The following is a 14,285-nucleotide window of genomic DNA, read 5'->3' as shown; positions in this document are numbered from 1 at the left end:
AACGGCCCAAGGATCTTTCGACCATGAGTATCTTCTCCATCGGCCTGAGCGGTCTGAACGCCGCCCAGAATGCCCTGAACACCACCAGCAACAACATCAGCAACGTCTACACGCCGGGCTACAACCGCGAGGTGACGATCCTGGGGGAGGGGCGTGGCGATGGCGGGGTGCGGGTCAACGATATCCAGCGCCAGTTCAACCAGTACGTGGCCAACCAGCTCAACTCGGCCACCAGCGGCTCCAAGGCGCTCTCCGCCTACCAGAACCAGATCAGCCAGATCGACAACCTGCTGGCCGACCGCGACGCGGGCCTCGCGCCGCTGATGCAGAGCTTCTTCTCCTCGCTGGAGGACCTGGCCGGGGCCCCCTCCGACCCGGCGGCCCGCCAGGGGGTACTGGGCACCGCCCAGACCCTGACCGCCCAGTTCCGCGCCTTCGACAGCTACCTGCAGGACATGCAGCAGGGCATCAACGGCCAGATCCGTGACGAGGTCATCCAGATCAACAACACCACCGAGCAGCTGGCGATGCTCAATCGGGAGATCGCGCTGGCCCGTGCCCGCACCGGCGAGGCGCCCAACGGCCTGCTCAACCAGCGTGACCAGCTGGTGGCCGAGCTCAGCGAGCGCATGGACGTGCGCCTGGTGATCCAGGATGGCAAGAGCTACAACATCAGCCTGCCCAACGGCCAGCCGCTGGTCTCCGGCACCAACCACTACAAGCTGGAGGCCATGGATTCACCGAATGACCCCCAGCGTACCATTCTGGGCTACCGCGATTCCGGCGGTAGCCTGGTGGCCCTGCCCGAGAACACCGTCAAGGGCGGCACCCTCGGTGGGCTGATGGCATTCCGCGCGGAAACTCTGGACAAGACCCAGAACCAGATCGGTCAGCTGGCGGTGTCGCTGGCCGTGGGCTTCAACGAGCAGCATGCCAAGGGCACCGGGCTCGACGGTGAACCGGGCGGCGACTTCTTCAACATCGCTGGGCCGACAGTGTTTGGGCATGCTCACAACATTGCAGATATCGCGGTTGAGGCTAGCTTCGATGCCACTGACATCGGTGCGCTCAGGGCGACCGACTACAGCATTCGCTTCCTTGATGACGCTACCGCTGAAATCACCGTAAAGCAGGGAGGCGAGCGCTTCACCCAGCCGCTGGACGGTGACTTGCTGAGCTTTGGCGGTATCACTTTGAGCTTCACTGACGCCCCTCAGGCAGGTGATCGCTTTGAAGTACAGCCCGTGCGTCGGGCCGCTCAAGGCTTCGAGACGGCGATCGAGGGAACTGACCAGATCGCCGCAGGACTCAGCGGTGCTACCGGTGACAACGAAAATGCCCTGGCCCTCCAAGGCCTGCAGGACAAGCTGCTGGTGGGGGGGCGTGCGTCCTTCAACCAGGCCTACGCCAGCATGGTCAGCGACGTGGGCAACAAGACCAACGTGGTTCAGGTCAACCTGGAGGCCCGCCAGGGCCTGACCGACCAGCTGCGCGCCGTGCAGCAGTCGGAGTCCGGCGTGAATCTGGACGAGGAGGCCGCCAACCTGCTGCGCTATCAGCAGTTCTATGCGGCCAATGCCCGGGTCATCGACACCGCCTCTACCATCTTCGACACCATCCTCGGCCTGCGTAGCTGATCAGGGAGACTCAAGCGATGCGTATCAGCACCGTCACCATGTACGAGCAGAGCATCAACTCCCTGAACCGCCAGCAGGGAGACTTCCTGAAGGTGGGCCAGCAGATCGCCACCGGGCGCCGGGTGGTCAACCCATCCGACGACCCCCAGGCGGCGTCCCGAGCCGTGGCGGTCAGCCAGGCCAAGGCGGTGACCCAGCAGTACGCCGATTCGCGCATCAGCGCGCGCAATACTCTGGCGCAGACGGAGAGCGTGCTCAACAGCGTGGGGGACGCCATCACCAGCGCCAAGACGCTGCTGGTGCAGGCGGCGAGTGACACCCTGAGCGATGCCGACCGTCAGTCGGTGGCTTCGGAGCTGCGCGGCGTTTACGAGACGCTGATCGGCCAGGCCAACGCCACCGACGGCAATGGGCGCTACCTGTTCGGCGGCTACCGCGACGACGCCCCGCCCTTCGCCCGCACCGAGTCTGGCGATGGCCGCGCAGCGGTGATCAACTACCAGGGCGACGAGAACAGCCGCGCCCAGCGTATCGATGCCTCCCGCGAGATGTCGGTGACCGAAAATGGCAAGACTATCTTCCAGAGCGTGCCGAGCGGGGCAGGCTTCGTGGCCCGGGCCGAGCGCGATGATGGGACCCGCAATGAGGGCTCGCTGACATTTACTTCTGGCCCCAGCCGCGTCGACCCCAGCGCCCAAGGCTTTGGCGAGTCGCTTACCCTGCGTTTCGAGGCTGACGGCGATGGTTTCAGGCTCAAGGTTGCCGATCCCGCAGACCCGGCAAATGATCTCTACGATGAAGCTTATGTGCCGGGCGGGACGGTTGCCGTAGCCGGCGTCAGCATCACGCTGCAGGGAGTCCCCGCCGATGGCGATCAGGTACAGGTGCGCCCGGCCAATGCCCCGGAGGCCAATCAGGATCTCTTCAAGTCCCTGAAGGATGCCATCGACGTCCTGGAGATGGACCAGCAGGGCACCGCCGAGAACCGTGCCCTGTTTCGCAACACCATCAATACCGTGATGCGTGAGCTCGACAACAACCTGGATAACGTGCTGACCGTGCGTGCCTCCGTGGGCGCGCGCCTCAACGAGCTGGACGTGGTCGATTCGGTGGCCGGCAACCGGATGCTCAACTACGAGCAGACCCTTTCGGACCTTATCGATCTCGACTATGCCCAGGCCATCTCCGAGTACAGCTTGCGCCAGGTCGGGCTGCAGGCGGCCCAGAAGGCCTTCGTGGATATCAAGAGCATGTCGCTCTTCGACTACTTGCGCTGATTCCCTCCCGCGCTGACGTCGAACCTTCCCTGATCCGGGTGCTGCCACTCTCGGCACCCGGTGTCCCTTGCCCTGGCGCACCACCGCCCGGGCTTTTTTATGCCAGCGGTGCCAGGGCGTCGAGCAGCTCACGCATGAACATCAGGGCGCTGGCGAAGAGCCCCTGCAGGAAGCGGCCGATATCGGTCATCAGCACCATCATCAGTGCGAGCCCCACGGTCAGCGAGGTGGGAAAGCCGATGTTGAAGACCGTGAGCTGGGGAGCGGAGCGGTTGAGGATGCCCAGCGACAGGTTGATGATCAGCAGTGACCCCACCAGCGGCAGGGCCAGCAGCATCCCCGACATGAAGATGGTGCCCCCGTAGCGGGCCAGCATCTCGAAGGCGCCGGCGTTGAAGCCGCCCAGGCCGATGGGCAGGGTCACGAAGCTGGTGGCCAGGATCTCCAGCACGATCAGGTGGCCGTTGAAGGCCAGGAACATCAGCAGGGTGACCATGTAGAGGTAGCGCGATAGCACCACCATGTTGGTGCCGCTGCTCGGGTCGAAGAAGGTGGCGAAGGCCAGGCCCATCTGCAGGCCGATAAACTCGCCGGTGGCCTGCACCACGGCGAAGGTGACGTGCATCACCAGGCCCATGGCAATGCCGATGAGCATCTGCTCGACCATGATACCGAAGCCCGCCCAGGAGACCAGAGGCACCTCGGGGAGCGTCACCAGCGGGGCGATCACCATGGCCACCAGGGCGGCGAGTCCCACCTTGGCCTGGTTGGGCACGCTGGAGTGGCCCCACAGCGGCGAGGCCGCCAGGAAGGCGGTGATACGGGCGAAGGGCCACAGGAAGGCCATGATCCAGCCCTGCAGCTGGGCGAAGGTCACCTCGACCATGGCCGCCCCGTCACGACACCATCATCGGGATATTGAGGAACAGCTCCCGGGTGAAGTCGGTGATCAGCTTGAGCAGCCAGGGGCCGGCCAGGATCAGCACCAGGAAGACCCCGAGGATCTTGGGGATGAACGACAGCGTCATCTCGTTGATCTGGGTGGCGGCCTGGAACAGGCTCACCGTGAGGCCGGTGAGCAGGGCGGTGATCAGCAGCGGCCCGGCCAGGAAGAGGGTCACCTTCATGCCCTGGTAGGCCAGGCCCATCACCATTTCCGGTGTCATCGTTCTCTCCTCGCGCCACGGTGGGCGCCAGATAGGCGTGCGCTTGATATAGCGGCGCTAGATATAGAAGCTCTGGGCCAGGGAGCCCACGATCAGCTGCCAGCCGTCCACCAGCACGAACAGCATCAGCTTGAAGGGCAGCGAGATGGTGATCGGCGGCACCATCATCATGCCCAGCGACATCAGCACGCTGGCCACCACCAGGTCGATGATCAGGAAGGGAATGAAGATCATGAAGCCGATCTGGAAGGCGGTCTTCAGCTCGCTGGTCACGAAGGCCGGCACCAGCACCCGCAGCGGGACGTCCTCCGGCCCCTGCATGGGGCCCACCTCGGCCAGTCGCGCGAAGAGCATCAGGTCCGGCTCGCGGGTCTGGGCCAGCATGAACTCGCGGAAGGGCTGCTGGGCGAGGACCAGGAACTCCTCGAAGTTGATCTCCTCGGCGGAGAGCGGCACCCAGGCGGTGTCATAGACCAATTGAAAGACCGGGGCCATCACGAAGAAGGTCAGGAACAGCGCCAGCCCCAGCAGCACCTGATTGGGGGGGCGTGGCCTGGGTGCCCATGGCGGTGCGCAGCAGGCTCAGCACGATGATGATGCGCGTGAAGCCGGTCATCATCAGCAGCATGGCGGGCAGGAAGGCCATGGAACTGAGCAGCAGCAGCGTTTGCAGCGACAGCGACCACTGCTGGCCGCCATCCTCCAGGGGCTGGCTGATGATCCCCGGAATCTGCTGGGCTGCGGCCTCTATCGGCAAGAGCAGCAGCAGGGCGGCGCCGATCAGCAGGAAGAGCGCACGATTCACGACTTGCCTCGCCCCGTCCCAGCCCGTTCCTTGAGCCCCGCATTGTGCCTGAGCGCCTTGGCGAAGCGGGTCGCGAAGCTGTCGCCCGCCTCGAAGCCGGCCCCCGACGAGGCGGCGGCCTCCTGGGGAGGAGCCTCCAGCTCATGCAGCTTGTTGACTTGGCCGCCGCCCACGCCGAGCACCAGCCAGCGCTCTTCCACCTGGACGATCACCACCCGTTCGCGGGGCCCCACGGCCGCGGCGCTGATCACCCGCAGGCGCCCTCCGGCGGGCTGGCGATGAAGCTGCAGCCGCTTGAGCAGGGCGCTGGCGGCGAAGATGATCACCAGCACCAGCGCCAGGGCCGCGGCGGTCTTGCCCAGGGTGGCCATGCCGACCAGGGCGTCTGTGCCGACGCTCACGGCCTCGAGGCCGCCGCTGGCCGTGTCGCGGACGGGGGTGTCACTCATTTGTTCAGTTTCTGCACACGCTCGGAGGGGGTGATGATCTCGGTGATACGGATGCCGTACTTGTCCTCCACCACCACCACCTCGCCCTGGGCGATCAGGTAGCCGTTGATCAGGATGTCCATGGGCTCGCCGGCGAGGCCATCGAGCTCGATCACCGAGCCCTGGGCGAGCTCCAGGAGCTGCTTGATGGTGATCCGGGTCCGGCCCAGCTCCACGGCGAGCTTGACCGGGATATCCATGATCATTTCCAGATCGCGGGCACCCCGGGTGCTGCTGGCCTGCTCCAGCGGCCGGAACACGCTGTCACCGACAGCCCTGGCCGTGGCCGGCGAGGAGGGCGGCTCAGCCGGGCCGCTGTCGTGTTCGGCGGCGGCCTGCTCGGCCATCGCCTCGGCCCAGGGGTCGTCATCGGCATCGGAGGGGGCGCTGCCTCCCTCCTGCTCGGCCATGGCGTCGGCCCACAGGTCCTCGGCGCTCTGGGTCTCGTCTGCCTCCTGCTCGGACATGGCCTTGGCCCAGTCGTCGTCGCCGATGGGCTGATCGGGTTTCTTGGGATCAGTCATTCTTCGATTCCTTGGATGGCGGCGCCGACCCCTTGACGAAGGTGTCGGGCGAAGCGGTGCTCGGGGCGTGGTCGATCATCCTCAAGACCCGCAGCGCGCGCTGTTCATGTTGACTACCGTATTCGCACTCCATGACGGGGACGCCATCCACGCGAGCGATGACCGTCTCGGGGAGGTCCAGCGGCAGGATGTCCCCCTCCTTGAGCGCCATGACATGAGCGATGCGGGTGGGAATGCTGGCGAAGTCGGCGACCAGCTCCACCTCGGACTGGCGGATCTCGCCGGCCATGCGGCGCTTCCAGGTGCCATCGTCATGCTGGCTGTCGTTGAGCGGGTTGGAGAGCAGGTCGCGCAGCGGCTCGATCATGGCGAAGGGCATGCAGATCTGGAACTTGCTCGACAGGTTGCCAACGTCGATGTTGAACGAGGTATTGACCACGATCTCGTTGGGCGAGTTGGTGATGTTGGCGAACTTGGATTGCATCTCCGAGCGCAGAAAGCTGATCTCAAGCGGGTAGACCGACTTCCAGGATTCGGCGTAGGCGTCGATGGCCAGGTGCAGCAGGCGCATGATGATGCGCTGCTCGGTGTTGGTGAATTCGCGCCCTTCGGAGCGGGTGAGAAAGCGCCCGTCGCCGCCGAACAGGTTGTCCACCACCATGAACACCAGCGCCGGTGGAAAGACGATCAGCGCCGAGCCGCGCAGCGGCTTCATGGCGATCATGTTGATATTGGTGGGCACCGGCACGTTGCGAGAGAACTCGCTGTAGCTCAAATAGCGTACCGACTCCACGGTGATGTCGGCACTGCGCCTGAGCAGGTTGAACAGCCCCATGCGAAAGTGACGGGCGAAGCGCTCGTTGATGATGTCCAGCGCATGCAGTCGCTCGCGGATGACGCGATGCTGGGTAGCCGGATTGTAGGGCCGAATGCGGGCGTCCTCGGCGCCGTTGCCGCCGCTGGACTCCTCCTCGCCGCTGACGCCCTTGAGCAGGGCATCGATCTCTTCCTGCGAGAGCAGATCGTCTTGTGACATGGGGCTCGATCCGCTTATTGGACGATGAATTCGGTAAACAGCACGTCTTCGATCAGCAGGTCGGGCTGGTAGTCGGTCATCGGCGCATGCAGCGTGGCCATGACCTTTTCCGCCAGCCGTACCTTGCCGTCAGACTGGGTCAGCTCCCGCGCCTCCTGGCCGGAAAAGAGCATCAGCAGGCGGCTCCTCACCTGGGGCATGTGCTCCTGAAGGATGTCCCGGGTCTGTTGATCGCCAACCTTGAGGGAGATGCCGGTATAGAGCAGCCGGCTGCCATAGACATCGTCGGCCAGGTTGACCGTAAAGGGATCGATCTTCACGAAGATCGGCGCACGACGCTCCGGCATCGCCTGGGCCTGGGAGGCGCGCGGCTCGCCCTGGCCCATCACCATATAGAGTGCCGCCCCCGCCGCAGAAACGGAGAGGATTACCAGAATTGCCATCAGCCACAGCAGCTTGCGTGAGCCACCACCGGTGTTTGCCATTGCCTTGCTACCTCTGGGCGCGGTGCGCAAAAGAGTCGAATGCCATGCTGGGCAGTATGCCTGCGCCCTGGCCATGCCCATGATGAAAACAGGCCCGCGTTACGGGCCCTTCTCGGCTTTTTGGGCCGTTCGGCGGGGGTGTCAGGCGTAGAGGTCGACGCGCCCCTCGGCCAGCGGGACGGCTGAGGCGGCCATGGCGCCGGCGTTCGGGTCGAGCTCCTCGGAGCCGCTGGCATTACTGCCTGTAGCCGGCCCACCCGCCAGTGCCTGGCGTTCGTCCTGTCCCTGGTGGCGCTGCTCGCCCACCGAGGTCTCGCCCAGGCTGATGCCCTGCTCGGCCAGCGCCTCGCGCAGTTGGGGAATCGCCTGTTCGACGGCCTGGCGCACCGGCGCATGGGCGGAGAGGAACTGGGCCTGGGCCCCCTGCTCGTTGAGCTTGAGCGAGATGGTCAGCGGACCGAGCTCGGCGGGGTTCAGGTGCAGTTCGACCCGCTGCTCACCGCCGCGCTGGCCCATCATCACCAGCTGCTGGCCGAGCTGACCCGGCCAGGCGGCACTGGCGAGCGGTGCCGTGAGTGCGGCTGGCGGGCTCATGCCCGCAGCGGCTGCGCCAGGCACAGTAGCCGCGCCCGGAGCGTTGGCGCCGGCGAGGGGGGCAGACACACCGGCGAGGCCCTCGCTGCGCCACTCGGCGGGTGCCGCAGGGCGCAGCTCGGAAGCGCCGGGCGCCTGAGGCGCCTCGACGGCACGCGCCATGGCCTCGGCAAGGCCCTGGGCTCGGCCTGCCTGGGCGGGCAGTTCGCGGCCGGCGGGGTTGGCAGCAGTGGCGGCAGTCAGGCCATCGGCCGTTGGGCGAGCCTCTCTCGGCAGGGCATTGCTCGGCAGGGCATTGCTCGGCAGGGCATTGCTCGGCAGGGCATTGGCGGTGGCCGCGAGCCACGGTTCACCCGCCTTGGTGCCCGCTGCGCGACCATTGGCGTCATCCGGCAGGAGTGGTGCAACCGCCGCTGCGGCCAGTGCCGGCGGCTGACCGTCGGCGAGGGCGATGCCCTCCGCCTGCTCCCGGGCGACCCGTGCCGCCTCGCGTGCGAGGTCTCCCAGCTCGGCGTCGCCCGCGGGTGCGCCGGCCGAGGCAATCAGCGCCAGGCGCTCGGCGATCTCGGCAAGGGCACCATCCCCCTGGAGCTCGGTGTCGTCTCCCAGCGCCTGCATCATGGCGACCAGGCTCGCCTGGGCGGCCCCCGGGCCGCCAGGTTGTGCACTGCTCTGCACAGAGGCAGGCAGGGCGAGGCCCTGAGGCGCCGCCTCGAGGCTCGCAAGGGCCTGGGCGAAGCCGTTACCGGCCTGGCCGGGGGCGCTGTCGGCCTGGGCGGCGGGGCGTACGGGCCCGGCAATCGAATTGAGCAGCAGCGTGATATCCATGGTGCCTCCGGTAATCAGGTGTCGCCGGCGTGGCGAGTGCGGGCCAGTCGGCCATTGACCAGTTCATCGCTTGTGCGCTGCTCCTGGCGTGCCTCCTGGCGGCGCTGATGGCCTTCGCGGCGCGAGGCCAGGGTGTCGTAGGACGAGAGCTTGCGCTGCTCCTGCTGCCACTGGGCCTGGCGCTGGCCGACGCGCTGCTGCTGGGCCGCCAGGGCCTCCCGGGCGCGCGCCAGGGCGGCATCCAGGGAATCGAGAAACTGCTGGTAGTTGCGCATGGTGGCGGGATCGATGCCGTCCCGCATCGCCTGCTGCAGGCGCTGGGCATACTCCAGGCGGTATTGCTGCAGCGACTCGAGCTGGCCACTTACCTGGTGCTCGTTCTGGCGCTCGCTGGCCAGCGCCTGGCCGGCCTGGTCACGGGAGCCGCGGGCCAGCTCGATCAGGGTATTCAGCGGTGAGGCAGAGTGGCTCATGGCGGTGTTCCTCGCATCGTTCCTTGCCGGATGGCTCACGCGGCGCCGACGGCCCGGGCCAGCCCCTCGAGGGAGGCGTCGGCCGGGGCCTGCTCATCGATATGCTGCTGGAGAAATGCCTCCAGGGCGGGGTAGCGCTGTACCGCTTCGTCCAGCTGGGGGTCGTGCCCCGGGCTGTAGGCCCCGACGCTGATCAGGTCGCGGTTGCGCTGATAGCGGGAAAACAGGCGTTTGAACGCTTGTGCCATCTGCGCCTGCTCCGGCCCGATGATCTGGGTCATGGCCCGGCTGATGGAGGCCTCGATGTCGATGGCGGGGTAGTGGCCCGCCTCGGCCAGGGCCCGCGACAGCACCACATGGCCGTCCAGGATCGCCCGGGCGGAGTCGGCGATGGGGTCCTGCTGGTCATCGCCTTCCGTCAGCACAGTGTAGAAGGCGGTGATGGAACCGCCACCGCGCTCGGCGTTGCCGGCGCGCTCCACCAGGCTCGGCAGTTTGGCAAATACCGAGGGCGGATAGCCCTTGGTGGCCGGGGGCTCGCCGATGGCTAGCGCGATCTCGCGCTGAGCCATGGCGTAGCGCGTCAGCGAATCCATGATCAGCAGTACGTCGCGCCCCTCGTCGCGGAACCCCTCGGCGAGACGGGTCGCGTACGAGGCTCCCTGCAGGCGCTGCAGCGGCGAGGTGTCGGCGGGGGCCGCCACCACCACGGCACGGCGCCGGCCCTCGGGGCCGAGGATGTTGTCGATGAAGTCCTGCACCTCGCGGCCCCGCTCGCCGATCAGCCCCACCACGATGACGTCGGCCTGGGTGAAGCGCGCCATCATGCCGAGCAGCACCGACTTGCCCACGCCGGAGCCGGCGAAGAGCCCCATGCGCTGGCCACGGCCCACGCTGAGCAGGGCGTTGATGGCGCGGATGCCGACGTCGATCTGGGTGTCGATGGGCGCTCGGGCGAGGGGGTTGAGCGGCGGGGTCTGCAGGGTCGCCTGCCGGGCGTCATCCAGCAGGCCGAGGCCGTCCAGGGGCTCGCCGTTGCCGTCAATGACCCGCCCCAGCAGCGATTCGCCGAGCGGGAAGCGCCGCGCGCCGTTGCCGCCGCTGCCGAGCGGGAACACGCGGGCGCCGGGCAGCAGGCCGGTGACCTCGGTCAGCGGCATCAGGAACAGCTTTTCGCCGGCGAACCCCACCACCTGGGCCTCGGCGTAGCGGGGCGGCTCGTGGCTGTAGGGGGCCGGCAGCTCGATGCGACAGGCGCTGCCCAGCGGGGCCTGCATGCCTATCGCCTCGATCACCATGCCGGTGGCGCGCACCACCCGCCCGCTGGCGCGGAAGGGCGGCACCTTCTCGATGCGCGCTCGCACCTTGCGCAGCGACTGCTGCCAATGCTGGTGGTAGGGGTTCGGCAGGTCGGCCGCGTTCATGGTGCGCCTTCCTCGCGGGGCGGAGGGGCGGCGCGCCGGCGCACCTGGCGCTTCACCGCAGCCCAGCGGCTCTCCCAGGTGGCATCGAGCTCGCCGCTGGCGCTGGTCACCCGGCAGCCGCCGCGGGTGACCTGGTCGTCGGGCTGCAGGACCCAGCCGGCGGCGGCGAGCTCCTGGCCGAGGTACTCCTCGACCAGGGCGTGATCGCGGGGATGCAGCCATAGGCGCGGCTTGCCGCTCATGCCCGGCTCGGTGTGCAGCAGGCCGCGCACGATCTCCAGTACCTGCTTGGGGCGCGCCTTGAGCGCCTCGCCGGCCAGCTGGCGGCCTGTGGCCAGGGCCAGCTCCACCAGCTCCTCGGCCAGCACCTCGTCCAGCTCATGCAGGGCCTCTCCGAAGGACGCCGCCAGGGGCAGCAGTGGCGTCAGGGTCTCGCGAAGCTGCCGCTCGAGCTCCTCCCGGGCCTGGGCGCGCCCCTGTTCGAGGCCCTCGGCGAGCCCCGCCTGGAAGCCCTCGGCCTGTCCGGCCTGGTAGCCTTCCCGATGCCCCTCCTGGCGGGCTGCTTCCCTGGCGCTGTCCTGCAGCGCGCGCAGCTCGGCCTGGCGCTGGAAGGCCGCCTTGCGCCGGGCGGTCTCCTCGGGGGAGGGCGGGGTGCTGCCGGCGGCGCGCCGCGCCTGGGGCAGCTCGCCCATCTCCCAGCGCTGCCAGGGCACCTCGCCCTCGCGCCCGGGTAGCGGATGCCCCGGGCGCGGCTCAGACTCCGGACCGAGCCGCTTAGACATAGGTGTCGTCTCCGCCGGTCAGCACGATCTCCCCGCTGTCGGCCAGGCGGCGCACGATCTGAAGGATCGCCTTCTGCTCGGCCTCCACCTGGGAGATGCGGATCGGGCCGCGGGCCTCCATGTCCTCGCGCACCAGGTCGGCGGCGCGTTGGGACATGTTGCGCAGGAAGCGGTCCGTGAGCGCCTCGGGGGCGCCCTTGAGGGCCACCACCAGGGAGTTGGTGTCGATCTCCTTGAGCACCAGCTGGATGCTGCGGTCGTCGAGATCCATGAGGTTCTCGAACAGGAACATCTCGTCGATGATCTTCTGGGCCAGGTCCTCGCTGTGAGCGCGCACCGTCTCGATGACGGCCTCCTCCTGGCTGGAGTTCATCAGGTTGAGGATCTCGGCGGCGGTTCTCACGCCGCCCATCTTGCTGCGCTTGAGGTTCTGGCCGTCGAGCATGCCGGAGAGCACCTCGGTGAGCTCCTGCAGGGCGGCCGGCTGCACGCCGCTGAAGGTGGCGATACGCAGCACCACGTCGTTGCGCAGCTTGTCGTCGAACAGCTCCAGCACGTCGGCGGCCTGGTGGCGCTCCAGATGGATCAGCACCGTGGCGATGATCTGCGGATGCTCGTCGCGGATCAGCTCGGCCACCATGGAGGCCTCCATGAGGTTCAGGGCGTCGATGCCCGAGCTGGCGCCGGAGCTCTCCAGCACGTCCTCGATCAGACTAGAGGCGCGCTCGCTGCCCAGCGCCTTGGTCAGCACCGAGCGGATATGGTCGCTGGAGTTCAGGTTCAGCGCGATGAACTCCTCGGTCTCGGCGTGGAAGTCGGCCAGTACCTGGCGCATCTCGTCATGGGAGACCTGGTCGAGGCGGGCCATCTCGGCGCTGATCAGTTGGATCTCCTTGGCCGAGAGGTACTTGAACACCTCGGCCGCGTTGTCCTCGTCGAGGGCCAGCAGCAGGATGGCGCTGCGCCGAGCGCCGCTAATGTTCTGTGGCTTGTTCATTCCTTGTTCATCCAGCTGCGCACGATCATCGCCACCATGCGGGGATCCTCCTGGGCCATCTCGCGCAGGTCGCTGAGGTTCTGCTCGTACTCCGAGGCCTTGCGGCGGCGCTTGCGCGGCGGTTCGTAGGTGTCGTCGGCATCCGCGGCGGCAGCCGTGGTCGACTTCTCCTCGTCATCGCCGACCTGAACCTGCAGGGTGGCGCCGGGGGCTGCAACGGCCACCGGGGGCTGCGTGTGGCGCTTGATCAGCGGGCGCAGGATCAGCAGGTAGAGCAGCAGGGCGGCCAGGGCCACCAGCAAATAGCGGCCGATGGAGAGCGCCAGCGCCTGGATCTCGGGAGACTGCCACCACTCCAGCTGGTGCTGCTCTTCGGTGGCCAGCGAGAAGCGGCTGTTGACCACCTCGATCTCGTCGCCGCGGGCGACCGAGAAGCCCATGGCCTGGCGCACCAGGCGCTCGATCTGGGACATCTCGAGCTCGGTGAGCGGCACGCGCACGCGCTCGCCCTCCTCGTTGATATCGTCGCGGTAGTTGACCACCACTGCCGCCGTCAGGCGCTCCACCTGCCCCAGGCGGTGCTGGACGTGGGAAACGCTGCGATCGACCTCGTAGTTGACGACCTCGTCCTGGCGCAGGGTGTTGATGGCCTGAAGGGCGGCCTGCTGGGCCTCGGCGTCGACGCCTTCCTCGCCCTCGGCAAGCTCGATGGGGGAGGGCGCGGTGCCCGGCGGCGTGTTGCTCAGCGCCCCGGGGATGCCCTGGGCCAGCCCCTCGTCGCCGTTGTAGGAGACGCTGCCCTGGCGGCTGCGCACCGCCGCCTCGTTGGGCGGCTGGTTGGGGCCGTAACGCTCGGCGGTCTCCTCGCGTCGAGAGAAATCGATCTGGGCCGCCACCTGGGCGCGCACGTTGCCCTGGCCCAGCAGCGGCACCAGGATGTTCTCGATGCGGCGCTGGAAGGAGCGTTCCACCTCGTCGATATAGTCGAGCTGGGAGCCGTCCAGGTCGTGGCGGCCGGCGACCTGGGTCGAGAGCAGGCGCCCGCTCTGGTCCACCACGGTGACGTCTTCGGCGGAGAGCTCCGGCACGCTGCTGGCCACCATGTGCACGATGGCGCTTACCTGGCCATCGCTGAGCAGGCGGCCGGGGTGCAGGGTGAGGATGACCGAGGCCTTGGCCGGCTCGCGGTCGCGAACGAAGACCGACTGGCGCGCCAGCGCCAGGTGCACGCGGGCGCGTTCCACCGGGCCCAGCGACTCCATGGAGCGCGCCAGTTCGCCCTCCAGGCCGCGCTGGAAGTTGACCTGCTCGGCGAACTGGCTGATGCCGAAGGCCTGGTCATTGAGCAGCTCGAAGCCGACGTTGCCGCCCCGGGGCAGGCCCTGTTCGGCCAGCTGCAGGCGCAGGCCGAACACCTGGTCGGTCGGCACCAGCAGGGCCTGGCCGCCCTGGCTGAAGCGGTAGGGCACGCCACGGCTTTCCAGCTCGCTGACGATGCGGCCGCCATCGGCGTCGGAGAGATTGCTGTAGAGCACGCGATAGTCGGGCGCACGCGCCCACATCAGCAGCGCCACGATGATGGCCACGCAGGCGGCGCCGGCGACCATCAGCAGGATCAGCGGATTGCCGCGCAGCTGCTGCAGCATGCGTTCGACGCCGCTTGAGGGCTTGGCCCCCTGGCGAGAGGAGCTATCCTGGGTGCCGGTGGCCTGGGCGCCATTACTCATTCATGCCACCCCGAGGGTCGGCATGAGCAATGACGATGGCCA

At 67.7% G+C, this 14,285-nt stretch carries 14 protein-coding genes and 1 pseudogene; 2 read left to right on the top strand and 13 right to left on the bottom strand.

From position 1 onward, the window contains the following. Window positions 1-23 precede the first annotated feature (23 nt). A complete protein-coding gene (gene flgK / locus HIR79_RS15290) occupies window positions 24-1,637 on the top strand; it encodes a flagellar hook-associated protein FlgK (RefSeq protein ID WP_169958981.1) in 1,614 nt (537 codons plus the stop codon). 17 nt (window positions 1,638-1,654) lie between these two features. Beyond that, window positions 1,655-2,914: a flagellar hook-associated protein FlgL gene (flgL, locus tag HIR79_RS15285; protein WP_169958980.1), complete on the top strand. Its 1,260-nt coding sequence runs from the start codon at window positions 1,655-1,657 to the stop codon at window positions 2,912-2,914. Between the two features lie 97 nt (window positions 2,915-3,011). On the opposite strand, the gene fliR is transcribed toward flgL, so the two are convergent. The 13 genes and pseudogenes from fliR to fliF form a co-directional block, all read right to left on the bottom strand. After that, window positions 3,012-3,800, bottom strand: a complete 789-nt coding sequence (fliR, locus tag HIR79_RS15280; RefSeq protein WP_169958979.1) for a flagellar biosynthetic protein FliR — start codon at window positions 3,798-3,800, stop codon at window positions 3,012-3,014. Between the two features lie 10 nt (window positions 3,801-3,810). Continuing rightward, the gene (fliQ, locus tag HIR79_RS15275) at window positions 3,811-4,080 is read right to left on the bottom strand and encodes a flagellar biosynthesis protein FliQ (protein ID WP_110069257.1); all 270 of its coding nucleotides are present in this window, start codon (window positions 4,078-4,080) and stop codon (window positions 3,811-3,813) included. Between the two features lie 57 nt (window positions 4,081-4,137). Further along, window positions 4,138-4,867: pseudogene (gene fliP / locus HIR79_RS15270) on the bottom strand (flagellar type III secretion system pore protein FliP). 14 nt (window positions 4,868-4,881) lie between these two features. Beyond that, window positions 4,882-5,334 carry a flagellar biosynthetic protein FliO gene (gene fliO, locus HIR79_RS15265; RefSeq protein WP_169958978.1) on the bottom strand — a complete coding sequence of 151 codons (453 nt, stop codon included), beginning with the start codon at window positions 5,332-5,334 and terminating at the stop codon, window positions 4,882-4,884. After that, window positions 5,331-5,897 (bottom strand): flagellar motor switch protein FliN, encoded by a 567-nt coding sequence (gene fliN / locus HIR79_RS15260; protein WP_169958977.1) that lies wholly within the window; start codon window positions 5,895-5,897, stop codon window positions 5,331-5,333. The genes fliO and fliN overlap by 4 nt, the downstream gene beginning before the upstream one ends. Next, entirely contained in the window at window positions 5,890-6,933 is a 1,044-nt protein-coding gene (fliM, locus tag HIR79_RS15255) for a flagellar motor switch protein FliM (protein WP_169958976.1), read from the bottom strand. The genes fliN and fliM overlap by 8 nt, the downstream gene beginning before the upstream one ends. Before the next feature lie 14 nt (window positions 6,934-6,947). Then, complete coding sequence (gene fliL, locus HIR79_RS15250) at window positions 6,948-7,418, bottom strand: flagellar basal body-associated protein FliL (RefSeq protein ID WP_169958975.1); 471 nt, start codon at window positions 7,416-7,418, stop codon at window positions 6,948-6,950. Window positions 7,419-7,559: 141 nt separating this feature from the next. Then, a complete protein-coding gene (locus HIR79_RS15245; protein WP_169958974.1) occupies window positions 7,560-8,840 on the bottom strand; it encodes a flagellar hook-length control protein FliK in 1,281 nt (426 codons plus the stop codon). 14 nt (window positions 8,841-8,854) lie between these two features. Continuing rightward, window positions 8,855-9,313, bottom strand: a complete 459-nt coding sequence (fliJ, locus tag HIR79_RS15240) for a flagellar export protein FliJ (protein ID WP_110069264.1) — start codon at window positions 9,311-9,313, stop codon at window positions 8,855-8,857. A gap of 35 nt (window positions 9,314-9,348) precedes the next feature. Then, window positions 9,349-10,737, bottom strand: coding sequence for a flagellar protein export ATPase FliI (gene fliI, locus HIR79_RS15235; protein ID WP_169958973.1), 1,389 nt, complete (start codon window positions 10,735-10,737; stop codon window positions 9,349-9,351). Beyond that, window positions 10,734-11,519: a flagellar assembly protein FliH gene (locus HIR79_RS15230; protein ID WP_169958972.1), complete on the bottom strand. Its 786-nt coding sequence runs from the start codon at window positions 11,517-11,519 to the stop codon at window positions 10,734-10,736. The genes fliI and HIR79_RS15230 overlap by 4 nt, the downstream gene beginning before the upstream one ends. After that, the gene (gene fliG / locus HIR79_RS15225; RefSeq protein WP_169958971.1) at window positions 11,512-12,516 is read right to left on the bottom strand and encodes a flagellar motor switch protein FliG; all 1,005 of its coding nucleotides are present in this window, start codon (window positions 12,514-12,516) and stop codon (window positions 11,512-11,514) included. The genes HIR79_RS15230 and fliG overlap by 8 nt, the downstream gene beginning before the upstream one ends. Next, window positions 12,513-14,243 carry a flagellar basal-body MS-ring/collar protein FliF gene (gene fliF, locus HIR79_RS15220; protein ID WP_169958970.1) on the bottom strand — a complete coding sequence of 577 codons (1,731 nt, stop codon included), beginning with the start codon at window positions 14,241-14,243 and terminating at the stop codon, window positions 12,513-12,515. The genes fliG and fliF overlap by 4 nt, the downstream gene beginning before the upstream one ends. Window positions 14,244-14,285: the final 42 nt, after the last annotated feature.

The sequence above is a fragment of the Halomonas sp. PGE1 genome, from assembly GCF_013000985.1.
Classification (GTDB): domain Bacteria; phylum Pseudomonadota; class Gammaproteobacteria; order Pseudomonadales; family Halomonadaceae; genus Halomonas; species Halomonas alkalicola.
This window is presented reverse-complemented; position numbering and strand designations above follow the sequence as displayed.